Origin of the sequence: Actinoalloteichus sp. AHMU CJ021 (genome assembly GCF_002895405.1) — a bacterium.
In the GTDB taxonomy this organism is placed as follows: Bacteria; Actinomycetota; Actinomycetes; order Mycobacteriales; family Pseudonocardiaceae; genus Actinoalloteichus_B; species Actinoalloteichus_B caeruleus.
Window position 1 is genome coordinate 1,169,113 of sequence record NZ_CP025990.1, and the last position, 23,224, is coordinate 1,192,336.

A 23,224-nucleotide genomic window follows, 5' to 3' on the forward strand; every position below is an offset into this window, starting at 1 on the left:
CGGTGCGGTGCGCTCGGCAGGTGTATATTCCCTGCTTCGTGTGCGGCTGTCGGGTCCGAGCGCCCCTGCTTCCCGCTTCCCCGGTTCGTCGGGCCGGCAGGAGGCCGACCCGACTCGCTGCCGTGGTCGTGGAGCACGTGGTCGTCGTGGTCGGGCATGACGGCGACCTCACCCCCTCCCCGGTGGACTGAGCACCGTGAGTCTGTTCGAGGGCGAACTGCGCCCGCGGAAGCGGCCGCGAGGTCGCTCCATGGCCACGACCAAGTGGTGGCAGTACCCGGCCCGGCTGTTGGTCCTCGTCTTCGCCGCTGCCGTGCTCGTCGGCACGGTGCTGCTCGCGTTGCCCCTCGCCACCGAGGGACCGGCCTCCGCTCCGCTGCTCACTGCACTGTTCACCGCCACCTCCGCGGTGTGCGTCACCGGGTTGATCATCGTCGACACCCCGGTCTACTGGTCCACCTTCGGTGAGGTGGTGCTCATCGGGCTCGTGCAACTGGGCGGGCTCGGGATCATGACCCTGGCGTCCGTTCTCGCCCTGGTCGTGTCCCGCCGGCTGGGACTCCGGATGCAGCTCTCGGCCCAGGCCGAGACCGGCACGCTGAACCTGGGTGATGTGCGCGCGCTCGTGGGTGGCGTGATCCGTACGAGCCTGCTGTTCGAGGCCGTGACGGCGGTCATCCTGGTCACCCGCTTCCTCGTCGGGTACGACGAACCCTGGTCACAGGCCTTGCGGCTGGGTCTGTTCCATGCGGTGGCCGCCTTCAACAACGCGGGTTTCGCGCTGTTCAGCGACAACCTGGAGAGCTTCTCGGGGGATCCGTGGATCGTGCTTCCGGTGGTGGTGGCCGCGACCGCGGGTGGGCTCGGGTTCCCCGTACTGCTGGAGCTGTGGCGCAGGATGCGCACCCCCCGCCGCTGGTCGCTGCATGTGAAGGTGACGCTGATCACCAGCGGCGCGCTCGCCGTCCTCGGAACGCTCATGGTGACGACCTTCGAGTGGTCCAACCCAGCCACCCTGGGTTTGATGGGGGTGCCCGAGAAGCTGATGAACGGCTTCTTCCACGGCATGATGCCCAGGAGTGCCGGGTTCAACACCGTCGCGGTCGGCGAGATGGAGCAGGCGACCCTGCTCGGCACCTCGGCGCTGATGTTCATCGGCGGAGGCAGTGCGGGCACGGCGGGAGGGATCAAGGTGACGACCTTCGCCGTCCTGCTCTTCGTGCTGTTGGCGGAGGTGCGGGGCCACCCCAGCACGCACGTGGCAGGCCGCCGGGTCCCCCTCGACGTCCAGCGACAGGCCCTCGCCGTCGCGCTGATCGGGGTGGCCGTCGTGATCCTGTCCACCGTCTACCTGCTGCTCATCAGCTCGTTCCCGTTGGAGAAGGCGCTCTTCGAGGTCACGTCGGCGTTCGGCGTCGTGGGCCTGTCCACGGGCATCACGGGTGACCTCCCCCCCACGGGCCAGGCACTGCTGGTCCTGCTCATGTTCGCCGGACGACTCGGTCCCATCACCCTCGCCGCCGCGCTGGCCCTTCGTGAGAAGACGCGGCGGTACGAACTCCCGGAGGAGCGACCCATCATTGGCTAGGAAACGTCAACGCAGGAAGCCCCCCTCGGGGCACCGCGTCCTGGTGATCGGTCTTGGCCGCTTCGGCGGCTCGCTGGCGCTCGAGCTCGCCAACCGGGGGTGGGAGGTGCTCGGGCTGGACAACGACGCCCGGGTGGTCCAGGACTTCCGCCAGCAACTCACGCACACCATGGTCGTCGACTCGACCGACGTCGAGGCCCTCCGGCAGGTGGGGGCCCAGGAGCACCGCCGAGCGGTGGTGGGCATCGGCACCGACCTGGAGGCGAGCATCCTCACCACCTCGCTGCTGGTGGACCTGGGCGTGCCCAACATCTGGGCCAAGGCCATCAACCGGCAGCACGGGCGGATCCTGGAGCAGATCGGCGCCCACCACGTGGTCCTGCCGGAACACGACATGGGTGAGCGGGTCGCGCACCTGGTGACGGGCCGGATGTTGGACTTCATCGAGTTCGAGGACGACTTCGCGCTGGCGAAGACCGTCGCCCCCGCCGAGGCCACCGACCTGCCGCTGGGCGAGTCGAGGCTCCGGGCGAAGTACGGCGTCACCGTCGTGTCCATCAAACGGGAGGGGGCCGACTTCACGTACGCGACGGCGGACACGGTGATCAGGCGGGATGACGTGCTGATCGTGGCTGGACGGACCAACGACGTGGAACGGTTCTCCGAGCTGGTGTGACGGTCGGCGGCCCGCCGCCGACCGGGCCGCTCAGGATCGCACGAGCCGGGCGATCGCCTCGCTGGCCTCGCGCACCTTCTCGTCGGCGACCTCCCCGCCCTCGGTCAGCGCCTCGCTGACGCAGTGCCGGAGGTGGTCGTCGAGGAGGCCGAGGGACACGGCCTGGAGCGCCTTCGTCGCGGCGGCGATCTGGGTGAGGACGTCGATGCAGTAGCTGTCGTTCTCGATCATCCGGGAGAGACCCCGCACCTGGCCCTCGACGCGGCGCAGCCGCTTGAGGTAACTGTCCTTGTCCGGCGTGTAACCGTGCATCGGGGCTCCTCGCGTCGTCCGGTCCCTCCCGACGACGTTACCCCCACCGGGTAGCGTTCCGGGCCGCTCGACCGGGGGCGGCTGACGTCGTCAGCCGCTGCCCGTCACCTCGGTGCCGCGGGTGGGAGCCGGGAGCTCGACGTCGTGCTCCCGGGGATGGCCACCGCCAGGGGGTGGGCTCAGCCGTCGGAGGGCCGGTAGTCCTCGTCCAGGGGTTCGGACCTCAGCTGCTCGGCGACGTCGGCGGGGTTCGCCTGTTCCGCCCGGTCGGCGATGTGCTCGGCGTCCCCGCTCGTCTCCTCCTCGTCGGGAGCCGCGGCTCGCTCCTGTTCCACGGCGTCCGGTTGCGGGACCGCCCGGTCCTCGTCGTGGCTGGACATGGTCAGCCTCCCGTCGACTGGGGCTCCAGCGCACGTTCGCTGGTCCCGCTCTCCGCCCTGGTCTCCGCGCGGAGCCGGTTCAACAGCTCGCGGCGCTCGCCCTCGGCCAGGCCGCCCCAGACCCCGTACCGTTCACCGCTCGCCAACGCGTGCGCGCGGCAGCGGAGCATCACCGGGCAGGTCTCGCAGATGCGCTTGGCGCGCTCCTCGCGGATCGTCCGGGCCGCTCCGCGCTCCCCCTCCGAGAAGAAGAAGACGGAGGGGTCGATGTCCCGGCAGGCCGCCTCGAGTTGCCAGTCCCAGAGTTCCGTCACAGGCTGTGGTAGGCGCTTGGTGCTCGTCATGCTCAGCTCCCCGCAGTTGTCCCAGGTCCGTAGTTCGCTGTTCGGCGGCCCGTGCCGACCCGCGCTACTTCGTCCTTACCCACCCGAGGCGAAAACATGCATGTGATCCACAGGAGCTTTTCGGGTTCGGTCGGGGGGTCCAGGGGCACCACCGGTCGGGACCGCCACCGGCGGGCGCACCCGGTTCGGCTGGCCGTGGCCCCGAACCTGACGGGGCCGTGACCACGTCGGGGGGCGGCGGTGGCCGTGGGCGCCACCGGCCGCGTTCCCCGGGGCGGCGAGTGGACACCGTGAGCGCGTCCCTCCCGAGGGGTCTCGTCGTGACCGCCGCGCTCAGCTGGCGCCTGCTCGTCATCGCGGGTGCCGGCTACCTCGTCCTCCACCTGGTCGCCGCCCTCTCCACGGTGGTGGTCCCGACCGCGCTGGCCGTGCTGCTGTCGGCGCTGTTGGCTCCGGTGGTGGGCTGGCTGGTCCGGCACCGGGTCGCGCGCGGTCTCGCCACGGCGATCGCGATCCTGGGTGGTCTCGCCGTCCTCACGCTCCTGCTGACCTTCGTGATCGGGGCGCTCGTCTCGGGTGCCGGCGAACTCGCCGGGCAGTTGGCAGACGCGGTGGGTTCCGTCGAGACCTGGCTGGTCGAGGGGCCGTTGCCGCTGGGCGACGACGTGGTCAGCGACCTGTCCGACCGGTTGAGCCGGTGGCTCTCCGAGCACCAGGCGCGGCTGGCCTCCTGGGCGGTGACGGTCGCCGGCGGTGTCGGCGCGGTCCTGACCGGGGCCGTCCTCACGCTGTTCGTCCTGGTCTTCTTCCTCCGCGACGGTGAGCGCATCTGGCGTTTCGTCCTGCTGGCCGTTCCCGCGCGGTACCGGCCGAGGACCGACGACGCGGGTCGGCAGGCGTTCCGCCAGCTGGGCCGCTACATCCGCGCCACCGCCGCGGTCTCCTTGATCGACGCGGTGGGGATCGGCCTGGGCCTACTGGTCCTGGGCGTGCCCCTGGCCCTCCCCCTGTCGATGCTGGTGTTCGTCGGGGGTTTCGTCCCGCTGATCGGGGCCTTCCTGTCCGGCGCGGTCGCCGTGCTGGTGGCCCTGGCCTCGAACGGCTTGCTGACCGCGGTGCTGGTGCTGGGCGTGGTGCTGGCCGTGCAGCAGCTGGAGGGCAACGTCCTCCAGCCACTGCTGATGGGCCGGATGGTCCGGTTGCACCCGCTCGCGGTGGCGCTGGCCATCGCCGTCGGCGTGATCCAGGCCGGTGTCATCGGCGCGTTGCTCGCGGTCCCCCTGCTCACGACGCTGCGGACGATGGTGGTCGTGCTCGCGCGGTCGGCGGCGGAACCTCCCGGCCCCGTGGCATCGGGAGGGGGGACGACCGAGGGCGAAGCGCCGTGAGGTGCGGGCTGGCGTGCCGGTGGCGTCGGGGCCGAGGGGCGCCCCATCCCGCGAACCGGGTGTTTCCCCTCTCCCTGGCCCGCCCACGGTCACGCCTGGGATGGCTCGTCGGGCCGTCAGTGCGGGCGGCGGCCGAGGGGCCTGGTCGGGGACGTCCCGTCCGCTCCCGTGCCTCGGGGCCCCGCCACCGCCCGAACCGGTGGCTGGTGGGACCCGCTACACGGGTCGACCCCTCCGCCTGGACACTCCACCCGATGTGCTCCTCGACGGACGGCACGTGACGCGCGGCGGGCTCTGCCGGCGACGTCGGTCCGTCTCGTTCCCCGTGCGCCCGGGGCCGACCGGGGGACGCGGGTCCGCGCCGCCGGCGCCGGGGGTGCCAGCTCAGCCGGTGGCGGAGCTGAACTGGGGAAGCGAGACGGTGGGGCGGGTGGGGTCGGCGGCGGGCTGGGCTGGGGCCTCCTGGGCCGGGGCCGGCTGGCTCAGGGCGAGTTCCTGCGCGGAGGCCTCCGCCGCGGCGGCCAGCTCGGCACGCCTGGCTTCCTCCTCGGCCTCCCGGACGGCACGCTGGTGGGCCCGGCCCCGTTCGGCGACCTCCCGGATGCGTTGGGTCGCCTCGCGCTGATCAGCCCGACGTTTGTTGCGCGCGACCCGGTCCTTCTTGACCGTGCGGTCGTTGCGCTGGGTGACCGTCCGGGCGCGCTCCACGTAGGGTCGAAAGACTTCCCGCAAGTGGCTCGCGTTGCGATCCGAGAGGTCGATTTCGTAGTTGACCCCGTCCAAGGCGAACTGCACGGTGGACTGCGCAGGCGCTCCGTCGAGGTCATCAACCAGTTCGACGCAGACACGCTCGGCCATGATCACCTAGTCTTTCCGTGTACAACTCGGGCACCGCAGAGCCGCGGCGGCACCCTGATTCTAACGGAATCGTCACCGGAAGCCGAAACCCCTCCCCGGCCGACAAGCCTTGCGGCAAGATGCACGGCCCCCCTTACCAAGGGCCATCCGGGCGCACGCGCAAAGCGCTTCCCACGCAACGGCGAAGAGACACGCCATCAGCATCATGTTTATGATTGCCGCAGTGGGATACCGTATGCCAACCGCGGGCATCGGGAAACAGCGGAATTAGGGAGTGCAACATGGCCCAGAAGGTCACGGTCCAACTGCTCGATGACATCGACGGCTCAGTGGCCGAGCAGACCGTTAAGTTCGGACTGGACGGGGTGGAGTTCGAGATCGACCTGTCCAATGGGAACGCGGACAAACTGCGGGAAACGCTGACGCCCTTTGTGGACAACGCCCGCCGAACGGGGGGCCGCAAGCGCGGTGGTCGGACCGCCAGGGCGACCGGTGCGCAGCCGGCCCCGAGCCAGGCCTCGGACCGGGAGCGCAACCAGGCCATCCGGGAGTGGGCGCGGGAGCAGGGCCTGAAGGTGTCCGACCGCGGCCGCATCCCCGCCGAGGTCATCGAGGCGTACGACAAGCGCGGCTGATCCGCGCTGGCCGTGGTAGGCCCAGCGCGAGACAAGCAGTCCCGGCACGATCGACGCGACAGCGCGAATGTGCCGGGATACGCGTATATGGGGCGGACGTCACAGCGCCGTTAACCAGGGTCCCCGGGGGAGCACCCCGGGGACCCGACCCCGGGTTCACCTCTGTTAATGCGCCCACGGGAGTAATCCCGCGCTCACCGAGGAGAACGGAAAATCAACGACACGCCCACGCCGGTCCCGGCAAACGAGCCACCGGGACGTGACGTGGCTCTCCGCTTAAGGGCTCGCGGACCACCCGACCGACTAGCCACCGATACCGGATCGATGATCCCGACTACTGCCCGCTACTACGAGCGGGCTCGTGACGACGTTTCGCGGGCGACACCACCCGCGCCGGCTGACCCTCCAATCGTCGGCACGACATTGGGTCACCACCGGTCACCTGGTGACGGTAGCGGCCCTTCCCCGACTTTCCCGGACGCTCCGCATTCGGCGAAACACGTTTGGTTGCCGTGGCGAGCGGACGTCGCCCTCCCACCCACACGCCCATCTCACTCGCGACCGACGGGGACCATCGGTCGTGACCTCACGACGGAGGTTCCTCCGTCCCGACGATTCCTCAATGCGCGCGGAGACGACCGGCCATCCCGGTCAGCCCGCCACCGGGCGCCGCCACCGAATCCCTGCTCCTGAGTTCGGCTGGCATGCGCACGACGGCCCCGGGGGCCGTCCGCCGCGCCCCGGTCGCGATCCGCCCCGCCGTGACCGCGCCGCTCCGCAACGGCAGTCGCACGGTGGTGAGCTCGGGCACCACGTCCACGGCGACGGGCAGGTCGTCGAACCCCGCCACCGAGACGTCCTCCGGTACCCGGACCCCGCACGCGCGGAAGGACGCGATGACCCCGGAGGCGGTGAGATCGTTCCCGGCCACCACCGCCGTGCAGTCCACGCCCGCGCGCACCAGCTCGCGGCCGGCCTCCAGACCCGCGGCCCGGGAGAACCCGCTCCTGATCCAGAGGCAGCTGTCGGGATCGATCCCGGCCTCGGTCAACGCCTGCCTGGCACCGGCGACCCGCGCGCTGCTCGTGGTGTGGTGGGGCGGGCCGGTGAGGTAGGCGATCCGGCGGTGCCCGGCGGCGAGCAGCAGTCGGGTGAGGGCGGCGGCGCCACCGTCGTTGTCGAACACCACGCTGGCCGCCTCGCTGTCGGGCGGTGCCTCCCGTCCGCAGAAGACGACGCGGGTCCCCCGGGAAACGCTCTGCCGCACCAGGTCGGCGGTCCGCCGACGGTGCCCGTCGTCCTCCGGTCCGCCCCCGGTGACGACGATGGCCCTGGCGCGCTGCCGGAGCAGCAGCTCCATGTACCTGAGTTCGTCGTCGGCCGAGCCGGCGGTGTGGCAGATCATCGTCAGCAGGTCCGCCTCGGCGGCCTCCCGTTGGATCCCGCTGGCGAGCACCCCGAAGAAGGGGTCGGACACGTCGTTGACCAGGACGCCGAGCACCTCCGACGTGGCGGCGGCGAGAGCCCGGGCCGGCCCGTTGACCACGTAGTTCAGTTCCCGGAGCGCCTCGGTCACCCGCCGTCGGGTCGCCTCGGCGACCGGGTAGTTGCCGTTGAGCACCCGGGAGACCGTCGCGCTGGACACACCCGCCCTGGCCGCGACATCGGCCAACGTTGCCGCCACCCTGCACGCCTCCGATCGGTCCTGACCCGTCCCCCTCGGGACCGGGTCCTGGATAGCACGCGGGAACGGGCCGTCGTGCGGGGCGGCACCGTCTCCCGCACGCCGTACTGTCCGTCGCTGGCCCCCCGCGCGGCGCGGCCCCGGCCGATCTCGGCCAGGAGTGCGGGCACCTCCTTGACCACCCCGTGCCCGCCACCTAGCTTTCGAGGCTCAGTAAGCGCTTTCTACGAACCGGAGCTGACCCCGTGGCACTCACGCTGCCGACAGACGCCGGCGATCTCGTCCAGTACACCCCTCGACCGACCGCGCCGCGTTCGGCCAAGGGCGCTCCCCCGAGCAGCCGAGTGCTCTACGCCGCGGCGCACGTCGTGGCTGACCCGCTCGCGGACAACACCCCGGGTGTCCCGGCACGCCCCGACTGGGGCGCCACCATGGCGTTCCGCCACCACCTGTGGGAGCACGGCGTCGGGGTCGCCGACGCCATGGACACCGCGCAGCGGGGGATGGGCCTGGACTGGCCGACGGCGGCCGAGCTCATCCGCCGCAGCGGCGCGGAGGCCCGGTCGGTCGGTGGGGCGCTCGGCGTGGGTGTGGGCACCGACCAGCTCGGTCCCGGTGACCACGGCATCCCGGAGATCATCGCGGCCTACGAGGAGCAGGCCGAGGTCGCCGTGGCCGCCGGGGCCACCGTGATCCTGATGGCCAGCCGCGCCCTGGCCAGCGCGGCCACCGGACCCGAGGACTACCAGCGGGTGTACGACCACCTGTTGGGACAGTTGCCCGAGCCGGCGATCCTGCACTGGCTCGGACCGATGTTCGACCCCCAGCTGCTGGGTTACTGGGGCTCCCGCGACCTCGACACCGCGACAGACACCTTCACCTCGATCATCGAGGCCAACAGCGCGAAGGTCGACGGCATCAAGGTGTCGCTGCTGGACGCGGACCGGGAGGTGGCGCTCCGGCGGCGGCTCCCGACGGGCGTCCGCTGCTACACCGGCGACGACTTCCACTACCCGGAGCTGATCAGGGGTGACGACCGGGGGTACAGCCACGCCCTGCTCGGCATCTTCGACGCCATCGCGCCGGCTGCGGTCGCGGCGGTCCGGGCGCTGGACTCCGGGGACGAGGAGACCTTCGACCGGCTGTTGGACCCCACCGTTCCGCTGTCCCGGCACATCTTCCAGACACCCACGTACTACTACAAGACGGGCATCGTCTTCCTCGCGTGGCTGTCCGGGCACCAGGACCACTTCCGCATGGTGGGCGGCCTGGAGAGCGCTCGGTCCGTCCCCCATCTGGCCAGGCTGTTCGTCCTCGCCGACGAAGCCGGCCTCCTCCCCGACCCCGACCTCGCCGAGCGCCGCATGCGCCTGTTCCTCGAACTGTCCGGAGTGGCCCAGTGACCAGCACCGACGCCGCTCCCCTCGCGGGAGCCGACCTGTCCCGGTTGAGCCTGAACCAGGCGACGATCAAGTACGCGGACCTGGAGACCGTGGTGGCCGAATGCGTGCGCGCCGGGGTGCCCGGCGTAGGCCTGTGGCGGGAGCCGGTCGCCGAGTACGGGCTGGCCAGGTCGGCGGACCTGGTCAGGAAGGCCGGCCTCGAGGTCACCTCGCTCTGCCGGGGTGGCTTCTTCACCTCGGCGGACCCCGGGGAGCGGGCCGCCGCCCTGGAGGACAACCGCCGCGCGGTCGACGAGTGCGCCGAGCTGGGGACCTCGGTGCTCGTGCTGGTGTCCGGTGGTCTGCCCGCCGGGAGCACCGACGTGGACGGCGCCCGGGAACGGGTGGCCGACGCGCTCGGGGAGCTCGGCCCCTACGCCCAGGAACGCGGGGTCCGGCTCGCGGTGGAACCGCTGCACCCCATGTTCTGCTCGGACCGCTGCGTGGTCTCGACGCTGGACCAGGCGGTCGACCTGGCGAGCCGCTTCCCCGTCGAACAGGTCGGGGTGGTGGTCGACGCCTACCACGTCTGGTGGGACCCCAACGTCTACCAGGCCATCGAGCGGGCCGGCGAGCGGATCGCGTCCTACCAGGTCTGCGACTGGGTGACGCCGCTCCCGGCCGACGTCCTGCTGGGCAGGGGCATGATGGGTGACGGCTGCGTGGAGCTCGCGCGGTTGCGCGAGGCCGTGGAACGCGCCGGGTACGACGGCCCCATCGAGGTCGAGATCTTCAACCAGGGGCTCTGGGACGCCGCGCCCCGCGAGGTGGTGGACCTGACCGTGGAGCGCTACCGGCGCCACGTCTGGTAGTCAATCGAACCCCGTCCGTGATCCCCGTCGGGAAGATCGGTAGTACCGTGGCGGCGAGTCGGCCGTGAGGGCGCGACCGGACTGGATTGCCGAGGCACACGATGGCACTGCGGGCGGGGGACCTCGTCCCCGACTTCGAGTTGACCGACCAGCACGGCGAGACGCTCTCGTTGGGTGACCTGCTCACCAGGGGTCCCGTCGTGCTCTTCTTCTACCCCGCCGCCTTCACCACCGGGTGCACCGCCGAGAGCTGCCACTTCCGGGACCTCGCCTCGGAGTTCGGCGAGCTGGGGGCGCGGCCGGTGGGTGTGAGCGGCGACGCGGTCGAGCGGCAGCGGGAGTTCGACGAGGCGAACTCCCTGGGTTTCCCGCTGCTCTCCGACCCCGCCGGCACCGTCGCCGCCCAGTTCGGGGTCCGGCGGATCGGTCCCCTCCCGATGAAGCGGCACACCTTCGTCATCGGGACCGACCGCCGGCTCCTGCACGTGACGCGCAGCGAGTTCCGGATGGAGATCCACGCGGACGAGGCGCTCGCCGCGTTGCGCGCGTCGTCCTGAGCGGACCCGCGCCAGCGCGGAACCGGCCGCGGTCGTCCCCAGCCCCTACAGTCGGTGCCATGTCACTCACCCTGGGATCGGGTCCCTTCGCGCGACCGTTGGCCGGGCACCTGAACTTCGACCTGGAGGCCGCCGCGCCGGCGCACGTCCTGTACCTGCACGAGGTGGACCGCCGCGTTCGCGGCGAGGTGGCGGGCGAGACGGTGGTGGACACCGTCGGGGCGCGGATGCTGCACGAGACGGGCCTGCTCCCCCAGTGGTACCTCCCGCTGTCCGACGTCAGCGGAGAGCTCGTGGACAGCGACCACCGGACGCACTGCCCCTTCAAGGGCGACGCCCGGTACTGGCACCTCCGGGTGGGTGACCGGGTGCTGGAGAACGTCGTGTGGTCCTACCCGGACCCGGTGCGGGGCTCCCCGGACCTGTCCGGGCTCGGCGCCTTCTACTTCGAGCGCCTGGACGCGTGGTTCGAGGAGGACGAGCGGGTGTTCGCGCATCCGAGGGACCCCTTCCACCGCGTCGACACCCGCCGCTCGAGTCGGCTCGTCCGGGTCTGGGCGGGGTCCCTGCTGATCGCCGAGACCCGGCGTCCGGTGGCCCTGTTCGAGACGGGGCTGCCCGTCCGGTGGTACGTCCCCCGGGAGGACGTGGCGAGCGAGTTCCTGGTGCCGGCGGAGCGGGTGACGATGTGCCCGTACAAGGGACGCGCGGGGTACTTCGACCTCGAGGCACCTGAGGTCAGCGGCGCCGAGGTGGCCTGGACCTACCCCCTGCCGCTGGCCGAGGCGGCGGCGGTCGCCGGCTACCTGTGCTTCGCCGGCCCCCGGGTGCGCGTCGAGGTGGGGTGAGGCGGTCCGCCGGGAACGGGGTTCCCGGCGGACGCTCCACTCAGGAGGCGGCGACCGAGGACACCGCGCCGTTGAGCACCGGCAGGTATCCGTTGGCGTGGCCGTTGGCGTTGGGGTGGTAGGACTCGGTCAACGGGAGCATCGGGCCGTTGATCCACGCGCCGGAGGCGCAGTAGCCACGTCCCTGGAAGGCGGGCCGCGCGTCGGCGAAGGTGAAGCCGGCCGCACCGGCGTGGGTGTTGGTCACGTCGGCCAGCAGGTCCGCGGTCTCGTTCAGCAGCGTGCGGCGTTCGTTGGACACCAGGCAGGTGCCCGCCGAGAACAGGTGCGGGTAGCCGATCACGACGACCTCGGCATTGGGGGCCGAGGAACTGATCGCGGCGTAGGTGGCGTCGAGGCGGGCGGGGAGTTCGTCGGCGATGAAGGCCTGGGCGCCGGCGACCGCGTCCGCGCAGCCCTGGGAAGTTCCGATCGTGCAGGTCGTGATGACGCTGGCGAAGCCGGCGTCGTTGCCGCCGATGGAGACGCTGACGAGGTCGGTCGAGGGGTCGAGCGCGCCGATCTGGTTGGCGAGCAGGTCGTCGGTGGTGGCTCCGGAACACGCGGCGAAGGTGAGGCTCGCGGCGTTCTCGCTCGCCCAGAGCTCCGGGTAGGCCAGCGGCGACCGCTGGCAGTTCCCGCTGTCGGGGTCGTACTGGCCGATTCCGGTACCGGAGACGTAGGAGTCGCCGAGCGCGACGTAGGCGAGGTCCTGTTGGGCGACGGCGGCGGGGGCGACGGAGACGGCGGTGGCGACGGCGAGCGCCGCGCCGGCCAGGGTGGTCAGGAGACGAGCACGCACGGATACCTCCCGATCATGGGCAACGTGGCTCATCCTTAACACGGTCGTTCTCAACGTGAAACTTTTCGCCGAGGCAACCAGCCGGTCGGACGATCGCCGGTCACCGTGCGTGCGCACCTGGGCCGCTCCGCTCGCCCACTCACCCGCCGGAAACGTTTCGCCGTATTCATGGTCGAATTCGCAACGAATCGTCATAATGAGCATGGTTTGCCGCATGATCCGGCCGGGTATTGCCCCCTAGCCTTGAGGTATGGCTGTCACGACCGACCACGCTCACGCGACGACGCGGAGCACCTCCGAGGCGATCGCGCTCGACGAGCGGTGGAGCACGCACAACTACCACCCGCTTCCGGTGGTCATCGCGCACGGTGAGGGCGCATGGGTGACCGACGTGGAGGGGCGCCGCTACCTGGACTTCCTCGCCGGCTACTCCGCGCTGAACTTCGGCCACCGCCACCCGGACCTGGTGTCGGCCGCGGTCGAGCAGCTCGGTCGGGTCACCCTGACCAGCAGGGCGTTCCACCACGACCAGCTCGGGCCCTTCTGCGCCGAGCTCGCCGAGCTGACCGGCACCGAGCTGGTGTTGCCCATGAACTCGGGCGCGGAGGCCGTCGAGTCGGCCATCAAGGTCGCCAGGAAGTGGGCGTACCAGGTCAAGGGCGTGCCGGCTGACACCGCGGAGATCGTGGTCGCCGGCTCGAACTTCCACGGCCGGACGACGACCATCGTGTCCTTCTCGACCGACGAGGTCGCCCGAGCGGACTTCGGACCGTTCACCCCGGGTTTCGTCGTGACACCTTACGGCGACGCCGCGGCGGTGGAACGCGCGATCACCCCTCGGACCGCCGCCGTCCTAGTAGAACCCATCCAGGGCGAGTCGGGAGTGGTGGTCCCGCCTCCGGACTACCTGCGGACCCTGCGGCGCGTCTGCGACGAGCACGGGGTGCTGCTGGTGATCGACGAGATCCAGTCCGGGCTGGCCAGGACCGGGGAGTTGCTGGCGTCCGCGCACGACGGGGTCCGCGCCGACCTGTACACGCTGGGGAAGGCGTTGGGCGGCGGGCTGTTGCCGCTGTCGGCCGTCGTGGGGAGCCGGGACGTCCTCGGCGTGCTCCGACCCGGTGAGCACGGCTCGACCTTCGGCGGGAACCCGTTGGCCTGCGCCGTCGGCAGGGCGGTGATCCGGCTGCTGTCCACCGGTGAGTTCCAGCGCCGCGCCGTCGAGCTGGGCGGACGGCTGCACTCCCGCCTCGGGGAGCTGGTGGGTCACGGCGTCACCGAGGTGCGGGGTCGCGGCCTGTGGGCCGGCGTGGAGATCGCGCCGGGGGGCCCGGCTGGGCGTCAGGTGTCGGAGGAACTGGCCCGTCGCGGGGTGCTCTGCAAGGAGACCCAGTCGACGACGCTGCGCATCGCGCCGCCACTGGTGATCAGCGAGGCCGAGCTGGACCGCGGCGTCGAGGCCATCGGGGAGGTGCTCGGGAGCCGCTGAGCTCCCGTCAGCCGGCGGCGCCCTGCCCGCTCTCGGCCGGGCGAGTGGCGCCCTTCCTGGCCAAGGCGGTCAGGCGGCTGATCGCCCGCAGGTACTTCTTGCGGTACCCGCCGCGCACCATGTCGGCGCCGAAGAGCTCCGCGACCGAGGATCCCGACACGACCACCGGGATGTCGCGGTCGTAGAGGCGGTCGGCGAACGCGACGAAGCGCAACGCCACGTCCTGGTCGGGTAACGGGCGGACACCGCGCAGGTGGACGGCGCTCACGCCGTCCACCAGCCGCCCGTACCGCGACGGGTGCAGTCGGGCCAGGTGGGCGCACAGCTCCTCGAAACCGTCGAGGGTGGCGTCGGGATCGGCCTCCGCGCGCCGGGCGAGTTCGTCGTCGTCCACCGGCTCGGGAGCCTCCGGCAGGCCCCGGTGCCGGTAGTCGGGGCCGTCGACCCGCACCACCTCGAAGCGACTCGCCATCGCGTGGATCTCGCGGAGGAAGTCGTCCGCCGCGAAACGCCCCTCCCCCAACCGGTCGGGCAAGGTGTTGGAGGTCGCGGCGACGAACACCCCGGCGGACATCAGCTCGGACAGCAGCCTGGTCACCAGCATGGTGTCGCCCGGATCGTCCAGCTCGAACTCGTCGATCGCCAGCAGTCGGTGATCCGAGAGCCTGCGCACGGTCTCGGCGAAGCCCAACGCCCCGACCAGGTGAGTGAGCTCGACGAAGGTGCCGAAGACCCGGGGCGCCGGTACCTCGTGCCAGGTCGCGGCGAGCAGGTGGGTCTTGCCGACACCGAACCCGCCGTCGAGGTAGATCCCCCTCGGCCCCGGGTCGGGGCGCCGGCTCCCGAACAGCGACCACCGGGACCGACGCCGTCCCCCGGCGACCCGGGCGGCGAAGTCGCGGCACCGCCGCAACGCCTCGGCCTGGCTCGGTTCGTCGGGGTTGGGGAGGTAGGTGTCGTACCGCACCGAGTCGAACTGCGGAGGCGGGCTCATCGCAGCGATCAACTCGTCCGCGCCGACCTGCGGTGTCCGATCGGTCAGGCAGGTGCCGGGCATGGCCACCAGCCTAACGTGGTGGGATGAGCCGGTGCGCAGGCTCTTCCCGCCGCCCGCCGAGGGCCTCCCCGAGCTTCCCGAGGACGAGGTGGAACGGCTACACGCGTATCCGCCGACCCTCGAACGGCCCTGGGTCCGGACGAACATGGTGGCCAGTCTCGACGGGGCCATCAGCCTGGACGGGGCGTCCGGTGGGCTGTCCGGTCCCGCCGACCGCCGGATGCTCTCCCTGTTCCGCGACCTCGCCGACGTCGTGCTCGTCGGGTTGGGCACGGCGCTGGCCGAGGGCTACCGGGGTATCACCGCCACCGAGAGGCGAACGGCCCGCCGAGCGAGGTGGGGGCTGGCCGGCGTCCCGCCGCTCGCCGTCGTGACCAATTCCTGTGACGTACCGCCCGGTGCGCCCCTCCTCACCGATGTCGTGGCCAGGACCATCGTCGTGACCTGCGCCGCCGCGCCGGAGGAACGCCGCCGCCGGGCCGAGGACGACGGAGCGGAGGTGGTGCTCGCCGGTGACGCGCGGGTGGACCCTCGGATCCTCGTCGCGGAACTGGGCCGCCGTGGCCTGCGTCGGGTGTGCTGCGAAGGGGGCCCTCAGCTCCTCGGAGCGCTCATCGAGGACGAACTGGTGGACGAGTTCTGCCTCACGGTGTCCCCGGTTCTCGCCGGCGGCGCCACCGGCCGGGCGGCGCTCGGGTCACACCCGCCGGTCCGGCGGGACATGACCCTGCTGTCGACCTTGGAGGAGGACGGCATGCTCTTCCTCCGGTACGGCAGGCGGGCGTAGTGGAACGCCTGGTCGGGCACGGGGACCGCGAGCTCGTGGAGGCCGCCGTCGGCGGCGCGGACGGCGCGTTCGACGAGCTGGTCCGACGTCACACCCCCCGGCTCTACCGGGTGGCGCTGCGCATCGTCGGTGACCGCGCGGACGCCGAGGACGTCGTCCAGGACGCCTGGATCTCGGCCTGGCGCGCCCTGCCCCGCTACCGGGGCGACGCCGAACCGTCGACCTGGCTGTACCGGGTGGTCACCAACGCCGCTCTCGGTCGGTTGCGCCGGCGTCGACGGATGCCGGAGCAGCCGATGACCGACGCGGCCGCGGCCATCCTGGACACGATGCCCGCGCCCGGCGGTGGCCCCGAGGCGGGAGTGCTGCGGCAGGAACGTGGCGACCAGGTCCAGCGGGCGATCGCCACGCTCGACTCCTCCCAGCGCGTCCCGCTGGTGCTTCGGGAGTTCGAGGGACTCGACTACGAGGAGATCGCCGCCATCCTCGGCGTCGGGGTCCCTGCCCTCCGCGCCCGGTTGCACCGGGCCAGGGTGGTACTGCTCGGGAGACTCAGGGAGGTCCAGTGAACCTCGACCGGTCGGGAGACGACCAGGTCCTGGCGTGCGGCACGCCGGTCGGTTCCCTGCTCGCGCTGGTGGCCGACCGCGCCGCGCGGCGCCCGGACGCGGACTCGTCGACGCTGGCGCGCCACGTGTCCGGCTGCGCCGGCTGCCAGCGGCGGCTCCGGGAGCTCGCGTCGGGGTGGGAACCGGTGCGGCGGGAGGCGGCCGGGGAGGTCGCCGTCCCACCGAACCTCGTCGAGGAGGCCCTCCGCGGCCTGGCCACGGTGCGGCAACGGGAGACCTCCGTCGAGGTGGTCGAAGCCGGCGGGAGCATCCGGGTGTCCCGGGGCGCCCTCGTCCTGCTGGTCAGGCAGGAGGTGGCCGACTTCGCGGCCGGCACCTCGACGGTGGGCCGCCCGACGGTGCGGGTGTCGGCGGACGGGGTCACCGTGGAGGTCGCCGCACGGTACGGGGTCCGCGTCCCGCTGGCGGCCGACGCGCTGCGCCGGCACCTCGTCGCCAGCCTGGACGAGCACTTCGGAACGGCCGCGCCGGCGGTCCGGGTCCTGGTCACGGACGTCCTGGAGCCCTGAGGCTCACTCCTTAGGGGGGTTTGACGGCACAAGGTGCCAGCTGCCGGCATCAGGGTGGGTAACGCCATCGAACGGCGCGGGAGCGTTTCCGCTCGCGCCCGTGGTACCCGGTCTGACAGGGAAGAAGGTTGCCCCCATGACGCAGAGCAGGACCAGCAAGGAGACCACCGGAACCGACAGCGGCCAGCCACCGAGCCCCCGGGCCTCCTCCACGGCGGTCCGCACCGCCGACGAGACCACCGAGGGCAAGACGACCATCTCCAGCGCCGTCGTCCAGAAGGTCGCGGGGATCGCCGCCAGGGAGATCGGCGGCGTCTACGCGATGGGTGGCGGGGTGTCGAGGGCGTTCGGGGCGCTGAAGGAGCGGATCCCCGGCGGCGGCACGTCCGCGGCGACGGGGGTGCAGGTGGAGGTCGGGGAGAAGCAGGCCGCGATCGACCTGGACCTCATCGTCGAGTACGGCGTCTCGATCGTGGACCTGGCGCGCGCGGTGCGCCGCAACGTGATCTCCTCGGTGGAGCGGATGACCGGCCTGGACGTGATCGAGGTCAACATCGCGGTCAACGACATCCAACTCCCCGACCAGGACCAGCAGGAACCCTCCACCCCCCGGGTCGAGTGAGCACGGGACGCGCCGGCCCGGTCGGGAGCCTCGAACCGGGAGGGCGTGGTCCGAGGGGCACCGGTGATCCCGGTGCCGACGGTCACCGGATCGGAGCGGTGACCTCGGGAGACACCGGACCGGGGGCGTGAACCCATGCAGCCAACACCAGCCAGGCACGAGCACGACGACACTCGCGGCCGCGCGGAGCGGTTGCGCCAGGAGGTGCTGTCCCACCCGGCGGTGGAACGGTTGGACGAGAGCCGGACCTCCGCCGTCGACACCCTCCTGCCCGGCGCCCGGATACGCGGGGTGGCCGTGGGAGAGGCGGGTGAACCGGTCGCCATCGCCGTGGTCCTGCGGTTCGGAGCCTCGATCCCGCAGGTGGTCCGGGAGTTGCGTTCCCTGGCCCGGACCGTGGTGGGGGACGTGCCGGTGGACGTCACCGTCGCCGACGTCGTGGTCTCGACGGAACCACCCGCGCCGCGCGTCGCCAGCGGGAGGTGACCGTGCCCGAACGGTCAACGCCTCGGTCCGCTGACTGGCGGGCCGCACGACGAGCGTTCGTCCGCGCGCACCACCCCGACGCCGGTGGTGACCCGGCGGCCTTCTCCGCCGGACTCCCGCCCCGGCTCGACGGCACCGACCCGCGTTCCCACCCACCCGTGGTGGTCACCGCGTTCCGCCACCGGTCGTTCCCGGTCCGGTGCGGACGGTGCCTCCGCCGGTGGTGGTGGCGACGCCACCACGCCAGGGTGCGGTGACCTCCACCAGGCGCCCGCAGCGCGGAGCGGCGACCGAAGCGCCGCACCGAAGTCGACCAGCAAGGAGACCCGCATGAGTGCCACCCAAACCGGCCTGTTGGCCGGCCTGATCCTCGGCGCCGCCGGCGCCATCGGCGGTTTCGCCGCCTTCCTCGCCGCCCTGGTCGTCGGGTTGATCGGTCTCGTGATCGGCCGGGTCCTCGACGGTGAACTCGACCTCGGCGGCATGTTCGAACGCGGCCGGGGGCGGGACCGGTGACGCCGGGCGCGCACCGACTCGACCGGGCGAACCCAAGGCGGCCCACCGGATCCGAGGGGGCCGGACCCGGGGTTGAGGACCGCCCCTCGCGGGTCGAGCGCACGCCGCCCGACGACGCCGGGGAACGCGGGACCCTCACCATCAAGGACCAGGTGCTCCGCAAGGTGGCGCGCCAGGCCGTCGGGGAGTCGCCCACCGTGCTCCCCTCGGGCGGGGGCGGGCACGGGGGCGCCAAGGTCCGGATCACCGACCCGGGGGACGGGCTCCACCTGCGGCTCGACGTCGCCCTCCGCTACCCGTGCCGGGTGCGGTCAGCGGTGGCGGAGATCCGGGAACGGGTGCGCGCGGGACTGCTCCGGGCCACCGGCAGGGAGACGCGAACGGTGGACGTCAGGATCGTCGCCCTGCGGGGCGTGTCCCCGGCACGGGTGGAGTAGACATGCGCGCACTGATCCGGATCCTCACCACCCTCATCGGGGTCGCCGTCGCGGTCGTCGGCGCCCTGACCGTCATCGAGGTGTTGTGGGCGTGGTGGCGGCCGGCCTCCGCGCCGCTGTGGATCCCCTGGCCCCAGTGGCTGGACCAGGCCTCCACCCTCACCTGGCAGGGCACGGGCCCACGCGTCACCGCGGCCCTGGTCGCACTCGCCGGTCTGCTCCTGGTCCTGCTCTCGGCCGCCGCCCGGCGACACCACCTCGCCCTGCACGACCCCGCACCGGACGTCACGGTGACGACGTCGTCCCGTTCCCTGGCCCGCGTGGTGGGCCACCGCGTGCGGGCCGAGACCGGGGTGCGCTCGGCCTCCGTCACCGCCACCCGGGCGCACGTCACGGTCCGAGTGGCCGCCGCCCCGACCGACGGCGACGACACCCTGCGCGCGCGGCTGCTGGAGATCGTGCGGGACCTGGTGGACGACCTGCCCCTGCGGGAGAAGCCGCGCGTCACCGTCACCATCGACTCCTCCCGGGAACGCCGGGAACGCCACCCCGAGCCGTCGGGGTCACGTCCGGCGGCGCCCGGGCTGCGGCCGGGGTCCTGACGGCGAACACCCGCCCCCCATCCCATCGCGAGGAGTTGTCATGAGCAGGAGTTCCCACGCCGCCGTCGCCCGGCCCGCCACCACGGAACGCACCGTGACGGCGGTCGTGGGCACCCTCGCCCTGCTGGCCGGGCTCCTCGCGCTCGTCGTGGGGGCCGGCTGGCTGGGCGCCGACCGCGCCACCCGACCGGTGGCCGACCCGGTCGCGGTCGACTGGCTCGGCGGCTCCGGGGTCCTGGGTCGGTTGCTCGCCGTCCTGCTCGGGCTCGTCCTCCTGGTGCTCGGCGTGCGCTGGGCGCTGCGGGCGTCGCGCCCGGAGCACCACCCGGACGTGGAATTCGACGACGCGGAGGGCGAGCTCCGGGTGTCGGCCCGCGCGGTGACGGAGGCGGTCCAGGACGACGCGCGGGGGATCGACGGGGTGTCCAGGGCTCGGGTGACCCTCGTGGGCAGCCAGGAGCGGCCGGCCTTGCGGCTCCTGCTGGCCCTGCGCCGGGGCACCGACATCCGCATGGTGTGGAGCGCGCTGGAGAACCGGGTACTCGCCCGGGCCAGGGATGCGCTCGGGCTGGAACGGCTGCCGGCGGCGGTCCACCTGGAACTGGACGCGGCGGAGCGGCACCGGGTCCGCTGAGGTCCCGGCAGCGGTCGCCGGGTAGAGCCACCAGGACGGGCGCGCGGCGCATCGGAGGACCGGCGGACCCCACCTCGCTCCCGCTGCTGACGTGGTGGCGGCCGTCCGCCCCAGGGGCAGGGGCAGGGCCGGGTCCGCGCGCACCACCGCGCGGCCCCAGGCGGCCAGCCGGGCCGGGTGACGGGCGGCCGCAGGGCACGGGGCGACATGCGGGACGGAGCCGCCGGTCCCACGATGGGGACATGGCGCTCCCGCTGGCTCCTCCCGTCGCTCCCATGCTCGCCAGGCCGGTCGCCGATCTGCCCGCCGGGGACTACCTCTTCGAACCCAAGTGGGACGGCTTCCGCTGCCTGGTGTTCCGGGACGGCGAGGACGTCGTCCTCCAGTCCCGCACCGGCAAGTCGTTGGACCGGTACTTCCCGGAGGTGGTGCGGGAGGTCCGCGATCGGCTCCCGGCCGGGGCCGTCGTCGACGGGGAGCTCGTGGTCGCGGTCGGCGACCGGCTGGACTTCGACGCGATGTCGGAACGCATCCACCCCGCCGAGTCCCGGGTTCGGGCACTGGCGGAACGGACGCCGGCCACCTTCGTCGCCTTCGACCTGCTCGCCGACGCGAACGGGCTCCTGGTGGACGAACCGTTCGAGGCCCGCCGGGCCGCGCTGGAACGGATGGTGCCCGCCTCGACCGGCGGGGTGCGCCTCACCCCGGTCACCCGGGACAGGGGGACGGCGCGGCGGTGGTTCGAGCTCTTCGAGGGAGCCGGTCTGGACGGGGTGATCGCCAAGGCCGCGACCGACCGGTACCAGCCCGGTCAGCGCGTCATGCTCAAGGTCAAGCACCAGCGCACCGCCGACTGCGTGGTGGGGGGACTGCGCTGGCACAAGGGAACCGAACCGGGGACGGCGGTGGGCTCCCTGCTCCTCGGCCTGTACGACGAACACGCTGTGCTGCACCACGTCGGGGTGTGCGCGACGTTCACCGCCGCGCGTCGACGCGCGCTGGCGACCGAGCTGATGCCGCTGGCAGTCGAGCCCTCCGACCACCCGTGGTCGTCGGAGGCGGGCGAGGGCCGCCGGGTGCCCGGCCAGATCAGCCGGTGGCGATCCACCGAGCAGCCGTGGCAGCCGCTCCGGCCGGAGCGGGTCGTCGAGGTGGGCTACGACCACCTGGAGGGGGCGCACCCGGCTCGGTTCCGGCACACCACGAGCTTCCTGCGCTGGCGGCCCGACCGGGACCCGGTGACCTGCGGGTACGACCAGTTGGATGAACCCGTGCGGTTCGACCTGGCCTCGGTGCTCCGGGGGGAGGTTCGTGGCTCCCCCTGACCTCGGCCGCCGCGCGGGCACCGGTCGAGGACATCCGGGTGTCGCCTCGGGACCGCTCACCGCCCTGTTACCCGGTCGCTGGGAGCGTCTTGCGTAGTCTCTGCGTCAACCGGGACGTGGTCGGGCACGGGATGCCCGACCACCCGAGCCCGGCGACCAGCGGAGGACGGTTCCGATCGGGGGAGGACACGTGCCGCGCACCCGAAGCCACGCGGTGGGTCTGGCGCTGACGCTCGCGGCCGTCGTGGCGGCGACCTCGTGTTCGGCGGGTGCGTCCACGCCACCCCCGGTGGCGGTGGCCGCCGACCCGGACCGCTCGGTGACCGTCGAACCCGGGACCGACCCCGTACCGCTGCCCCCGCTGGAGGAGCCGGGCGCCCACACCATCCACTGGGCCGACTGCACCCAGCACACTCGGCAACGGCTCGGGCTGCCCCAGGAAGCGGAGACCAGGTCCTACGAGTGCGGTAGCGTGACGGGACCCCTGGACTCACCGGAGCAACCGAACTTCGGCACCGCCACGACCCACGTCCTGCGCGTGGGTACCGGTGCCGTCCCCCTCGTCGTGCTCAACGACGTCGGCGGGGCGCCGGGCTCGTTGTACGCGGCGCGCCTGGCCGAGGCGCTGCCGGCCGAGCTGTTGGAGACCTTCTCGCTCATCGGCGTCGACCGGCGCGGCACGGGCATGTCCGACCCGATCAGCTGCGTCAGGGGCGACGACCGGGAGAACATGGTCGGGTTCGACCCCGCCGTCACCGACGTGGCCGGCCAGGACTCCCTGCACTCCTCCTCGTCGTCGGCCGCGAAGGAGTGCACCTGGTTGCTCGAGTACCGGGCACGGGCCTTCGACCCGGCGCGGACCGCCGGTGACCTGGAGGTCCTCCGGTTGGAGCTGGGGATGTCCCGGATCAACGCGATCGCACGGGGGGACGGGTCGGAGGTGCTGGTCTCCTACGCCCAGCGGTTCCCCGACCACGTCGGGCGCGTGGTCCTGGACGGGGTCCCGGACCTGAGCTCGGACGCCCTGGCCCGGGCCGAGGAGCGGGCGGCCACGGCGGAACGCGCGTTCGAGGCGTTCACCTCGTCGTGCGCGGCGCGGGCGGACTGCCCGCTCGGTCCCGACCCGGGCGGTGCGGTGGCGGAACTGGCGGAAGTGCTGCGCCGGGAGCCGCTGTTGACCTCCGACGCGATGATCACTCCCGGGACCCTGACCCGGGTGCTCCTCGACGGGCTCGCGGTGCCGGAGGAGTGGCCCGAGGTGGCCGAGGCGGTCGCGGCCGCCCGGGACGGGGACGGAGTGCCGCTGGGCACCCGGCTGCGGGACACGTTGTGGGAGGGTCCGCTGGACCCGCCCAGGTTCGATGCCTCGTTGGTGACCAGGTGCAATGCCTCCGCGCTGCGCCTACCGCCGAACCAGGTGGCCGAGCTCAGCGAGGAGTGGCACGCCGACTACCCGACCTTCGGCGGGCTGTTCGCCCAGGAACTGCTGCACTGCACCGCCTGGCCGGTGCCGTACCAGGGGACCGAGGGCGACACGGTTCGGGGCGCGCCGCCGGTGATGGTGGTCAGCACGGCGACGGACCCGGTGACCCCGGGCCCGGCGACCCGTCGGATGGCCGGGCGGTTCGACAGCGCGGTCCTGGTCGACTGGCAGGGCACCGGCCACGGCGGGCTGGCGCGGTCGTCCTGCGTGACCGACGCCGCCGTCTCCTTCCTGGTGGACGGCGAGGCACCGGAGAACGACGTCGTGTGCCCACCGTGAGGTG

Annotated in this window: 27 protein-coding genes; 20 read left to right on the forward strand and 7 right to left on the reverse strand. The window is 72.5% G+C overall.

Translation table 11 applies throughout. From position 1 onward, the window contains the following. Positions 1–250 precede the first annotated feature (250 nt). On the forward strand, positions 251–1,588 hold the full coding sequence (locus C1701_RS04560) for a TrkH family potassium uptake protein (protein WP_103055599.1): 1,338 nt from the start codon (positions 251–253) through the stop codon (positions 1,586–1,588). Next, positions 1,581–2,264, forward strand: coding sequence for a potassium channel family protein (locus C1701_RS04565; RefSeq protein WP_211237498.1), 684 nt, complete (start codon positions 1,581–1,583; stop codon positions 2,262–2,264). Before C1701_RS04560 ends, C1701_RS04565 begins: the two co-directional genes overlap by 8 nt. 30 nt (positions 2,265–2,294) lie before the next feature. On the opposite strand, the gene C1701_RS04570 is transcribed toward C1701_RS04565, so the two are convergent. The 3 genes from C1701_RS04570 to C1701_RS04580 all read right to left on the reverse strand — a co-directional run bounded on the left by C1701_RS04570 (position 2,295) and on the right by C1701_RS04580 (position 3,300). Then, on the reverse strand, positions 2,295–2,576 hold the full coding sequence (locus tag C1701_RS04570) for a metal-sensitive transcriptional regulator (protein ID WP_016697159.1): 282 nt from the start codon (positions 2,574–2,576) through the stop codon (positions 2,295–2,297). Positions 2,577–2,755: 179 nt separating this feature from the next. Next, positions 2,756–2,956 (reverse strand): hypothetical protein, encoded by a 201-nt coding sequence (locus tag C1701_RS04575; protein WP_026418380.1) that lies wholly within the window; start codon positions 2,954–2,956, stop codon positions 2,756–2,758. Positions 2,957–2,958: 2 nt separating this feature from the next. Further along, complete coding sequence (locus C1701_RS04580; protein WP_026418379.1) at positions 2,959–3,300, reverse strand: WhiB family transcriptional regulator; 342 nt, start codon at positions 3,298–3,300, stop codon at positions 2,959–2,961. A gap of 290 nt (positions 3,301–3,590) precedes the next feature. Between C1701_RS04580 and C1701_RS04585 the strand changes: the two genes are divergently transcribed. Next, on the forward strand, positions 3,591–4,688 hold the full coding sequence (locus tag C1701_RS04585; RefSeq protein WP_245588748.1) for an AI-2E family transporter: 1,098 nt from the start codon (positions 3,591–3,593) through the stop codon (positions 4,686–4,688). 384 nt (positions 4,689–5,072) lie between these two features. On the opposite strand, the gene C1701_RS04590 is transcribed toward C1701_RS04585, so the two are convergent. Further along, positions 5,073–5,546 carry a histone-like nucleoid-structuring protein Lsr2 gene (locus C1701_RS04590; RefSeq protein ID WP_035291867.1) on the reverse strand — a complete coding sequence of 158 codons (474 nt, stop codon included), beginning with the start codon at positions 5,544–5,546 and terminating at the stop codon, positions 5,073–5,075. 281 nt (positions 5,547–5,827) lie between these two features. Here C1701_RS04590 and C1701_RS04595 point away from each other — a divergent pair, with 281 nt between their 5' ends. Next, positions 5,828–6,181: a histone-like nucleoid-structuring protein Lsr2 gene (locus C1701_RS04595; protein WP_026418376.1), complete on the forward strand. Its 354-nt coding sequence runs from the start codon at positions 5,828–5,830 to the stop codon at positions 6,179–6,181. Between the two features lie 619 nt (positions 6,182–6,800). Here the strand turns inward: C1701_RS04595 and C1701_RS04600 are convergent. Further along, positions 6,801–7,865, reverse strand: coding sequence for a LacI family DNA-binding transcriptional regulator (locus C1701_RS04600; protein ID WP_026418375.1), 1,065 nt, complete (start codon positions 7,863–7,865; stop codon positions 6,801–6,803). A gap of 245 nt (positions 7,866–8,110) precedes the next feature. Between C1701_RS04600 and C1701_RS04605 the strand changes: the two genes are divergently transcribed. The 4 genes from C1701_RS04605 (at position 8,111) to C1701_RS04620 (ending at position 11,524) form a co-directional block, all read left to right on the forward strand. After that, positions 8,111–9,268: a dihydrodipicolinate synthase family protein gene (locus C1701_RS04605; RefSeq protein ID WP_026418374.1), complete on the forward strand. Its 1,158-nt coding sequence runs from the start codon at positions 8,111–8,113 to the stop codon at positions 9,266–9,268. Then, positions 9,265–10,119 carry a sugar phosphate isomerase/epimerase family protein gene (locus C1701_RS04610; RefSeq protein ID WP_211237497.1) on the forward strand — a complete coding sequence of 285 codons (855 nt, stop codon included), beginning with the start codon at positions 9,265–9,267 and terminating at the stop codon, positions 10,117–10,119. Before C1701_RS04605 ends, C1701_RS04610 begins: the two co-directional genes overlap by 4 nt. Before the next feature lie 101 nt (positions 10,120–10,220). Further along, positions 10,221–10,676, forward strand: a complete 456-nt coding sequence (locus C1701_RS04615; RefSeq protein ID WP_030103956.1) for a peroxiredoxin — start codon at positions 10,221–10,223, stop codon at positions 10,674–10,676. 59 nt (positions 10,677–10,735) lie between these two features. Then, positions 10,736–11,524, forward strand: a complete 789-nt coding sequence (locus tag C1701_RS04620) for a DUF427 domain-containing protein (protein WP_030225683.1) — start codon at positions 10,736–10,738, stop codon at positions 11,522–11,524. Positions 11,525–11,564: 40 nt separating this feature from the next. On the opposite strand, the gene C1701_RS04625 is transcribed toward C1701_RS04620, so the two are convergent. Beyond that, positions 11,565–12,365: an SGNH/GDSL hydrolase family protein gene (locus tag C1701_RS04625; RefSeq protein ID WP_103055600.1), complete on the reverse strand. Its 801-nt coding sequence runs from the start codon at positions 12,363–12,365 to the stop codon at positions 11,565–11,567. Between the two features lie 250 nt (positions 12,366–12,615). Here C1701_RS04625 and rocD point away from each other — a divergent pair, with 250 nt between their 5' ends. Then, positions 12,616–13,854 carry an ornithine--oxo-acid transaminase gene (rocD, locus tag C1701_RS04630; protein WP_026418369.1) on the forward strand — a complete coding sequence of 413 codons (1,239 nt, stop codon included), beginning with the start codon at positions 12,616–12,618 and terminating at the stop codon, positions 13,852–13,854. A gap of 7 nt (positions 13,855–13,861) precedes the next feature. Here rocD and zapE read toward each other — a convergent pair whose 3' ends face one another. After that, positions 13,862–14,911: a cell division protein ZapE gene (zapE, locus tag C1701_RS04635; RefSeq protein WP_103056971.1), complete on the reverse strand. Its 1,050-nt coding sequence runs from the start codon at positions 14,909–14,911 to the stop codon at positions 13,862–13,864. On the opposite strand from zapE, the gene C1701_RS04640 reads away from it, so the two are divergent. The 11 genes from C1701_RS04640 to C1701_RS04695 all read left to right on the forward strand — a co-directional run bounded on the left by C1701_RS04640 (position 14,910) and on the right by C1701_RS04695 (position 23,220). Continuing rightward, positions 14,910–15,698, forward strand: a complete 789-nt coding sequence (locus C1701_RS04640) for a pyrimidine reductase family protein (protein ID WP_248783739.1) — start codon at positions 14,910–14,912, stop codon at positions 15,696–15,698. The genes zapE and C1701_RS04640 overlap by 2 nt on opposite strands. Continuing rightward, positions 15,698–16,267 (forward strand): RNA polymerase sigma factor, encoded by a 570-nt coding sequence (locus tag C1701_RS04645; RefSeq protein WP_026418366.1) that lies wholly within the window; start codon positions 15,698–15,700, stop codon positions 16,265–16,267. The genes C1701_RS04640 and C1701_RS04645 overlap by 1 nt, the downstream gene beginning before the upstream one ends. Beyond that, entirely contained in the window at positions 16,264–16,836 is a 573-nt protein-coding gene (locus tag C1701_RS27150) for a hypothetical protein (RefSeq protein WP_337662148.1), read from the forward strand. Before C1701_RS04645 ends, C1701_RS27150 begins: the two co-directional genes overlap by 4 nt. A gap of 136 nt (positions 16,837–16,972) precedes the next feature. Continuing rightward, entirely contained in the window at positions 16,973–17,458 is a 486-nt protein-coding gene (locus C1701_RS04655; protein WP_026418364.1) for an Asp23/Gls24 family envelope stress response protein, read from the forward strand. Between the two features lie 135 nt (positions 17,459–17,593). Further along, a complete protein-coding gene (locus tag C1701_RS04660; protein WP_026418363.1) occupies positions 17,594–17,944 on the forward strand; it encodes a hypothetical protein in 351 nt (116 codons plus the stop codon). A gap of 330 nt (positions 17,945–18,274) precedes the next feature. Continuing rightward, positions 18,275–18,460 (forward strand): hypothetical protein, encoded by a 186-nt coding sequence (locus tag C1701_RS04670; protein ID WP_016697177.1) that lies wholly within the window; start codon positions 18,275–18,277, stop codon positions 18,458–18,460. Further along, positions 18,457–18,897 carry an Asp23/Gls24 family envelope stress response protein gene (locus C1701_RS04675; RefSeq protein WP_103055601.1) on the forward strand — a complete coding sequence of 147 codons (441 nt, stop codon included), beginning with the start codon at positions 18,457–18,459 and terminating at the stop codon, positions 18,895–18,897. The genes C1701_RS04670 and C1701_RS04675 overlap by 4 nt, the downstream gene beginning before the upstream one ends. 2 nt (positions 18,898–18,899) lie before the next feature. Next, positions 18,900–19,499, forward strand: coding sequence for a DUF6286 domain-containing protein (locus C1701_RS04680; protein ID WP_337662149.1), 600 nt, complete (start codon positions 18,900–18,902; stop codon positions 19,497–19,499). A gap of 40 nt (positions 19,500–19,539) precedes the next feature. Further along, a complete protein-coding gene (locus C1701_RS04685; protein ID WP_026418362.1) occupies positions 19,540–20,133 on the forward strand; it encodes a hypothetical protein in 594 nt (197 codons plus the stop codon). A 242-nt stretch (positions 20,134–20,375) separates the two neighbouring features. Beyond that, entirely contained in the window at positions 20,376–21,458 is a 1,083-nt protein-coding gene (locus C1701_RS04690; protein ID WP_026418361.1) for an ATP-dependent DNA ligase, read from the forward strand. A 190-nt stretch (positions 21,459–21,648) separates the two neighbouring features. Continuing rightward, positions 21,649–23,220: an alpha/beta hydrolase gene (locus C1701_RS04695; RefSeq protein WP_026418360.1), complete on the forward strand. Its 1,572-nt coding sequence runs from the start codon at positions 21,649–21,651 to the stop codon at positions 23,218–23,220. Positions 23,221–23,224 lie beyond the last annotated feature (4 nt).

Coding starts and splice junctions, on each gene's coding strand:
- C1701_RS04560 (WP_103055599.1), top strand. CDS start 251: ATGGCCACGACCAAGTGGTGGCAGTACCCGGCCCGGCTGTTGGTCCTC.
- C1701_RS04570 (WP_016697159.1), bottom strand. CDS start 2,576: ATGCACGGTTACACGCCGGACAAGGACAGTTACCTCAAGCGGCTGCGC.
- C1701_RS04575 (WP_026418380.1), bottom strand. CDS start 2,956: ATGTCCAGCCACGACGAGGACCGGGCGGTCCCGCAACCGGACGCCGTG.
- C1701_RS04580 (WP_026418379.1), bottom strand. CDS start 3,300: ATGACGAGCACCAAGCGCCTACCACAGCCTGTGACGGAACTCTGGGAC.
- C1701_RS04590 (WP_035291867.1), bottom strand. CDS start 5,546: ATGGCCGAGCGTGTCTGCGTCGAACTGGTTGATGACCTCGACGGAGCG.
- C1701_RS04595 (WP_026418376.1), top strand. CDS start 5,828: ATGGCCCAGAAGGTCACGGTCCAACTGCTCGATGACATCGACGGCTCA.
- C1701_RS04615 (WP_030103956.1), top strand. CDS start 10,221: ATGGCACTGCGGGCGGGGGACCTCGTCCCCGACTTCGAGTTGACCGAC.
- C1701_RS04620 (WP_030225683.1), top strand. CDS start 10,736: ATGTCACTCACCCTGGGATCGGGTCCCTTCGCGCGACCGTTGGCCGGG.
- rocD (WP_026418369.1), top strand. CDS start 12,616: ATGGCTGTCACGACCGACCACGCTCACGCGACGACGCGGAGCACCTCC.
- C1701_RS04640 (WP_248783739.1), top strand. CDS start 14,910: ATGGCCACCAGCCTAACGTGGTGGGATGAGCCGGTGCGCAGGCTCTTC.
- zapE (WP_103056971.1), bottom strand. CDS start 14,911: ATGCCCGGCACCTGCCTGACCGATCGGACACCGCAGGTCGGCGCGGAC.
- C1701_RS04655 (WP_026418364.1), top strand. CDS start 16,973: ATGACGCAGAGCAGGACCAGCAAGGAGACCACCGGAACCGACAGCGGC.
- C1701_RS04660 (WP_026418363.1), top strand. CDS start 17,594: ATGCAGCCAACACCAGCCAGGCACGAGCACGACGACACTCGCGGCCGC.
- C1701_RS04670 (WP_016697177.1), top strand. CDS start 18,275: ATGAGTGCCACCCAAACCGGCCTGTTGGCCGGCCTGATCCTCGGCGCC.
- C1701_RS04680 (WP_337662149.1), top strand. CDS start 18,900: ATGCGCGCACTGATCCGGATCCTCACCACCCTCATCGGGGTCGCCGTC.
- C1701_RS04685 (WP_026418362.1), top strand. CDS start 19,540: ATGAGCAGGAGTTCCCACGCCGCCGTCGCCCGGCCCGCCACCACGGAA.
- C1701_RS04690 (WP_026418361.1), top strand. CDS start 20,376: ATGGCGCTCCCGCTGGCTCCTCCCGTCGCTCCCATGCTCGCCAGGCCG.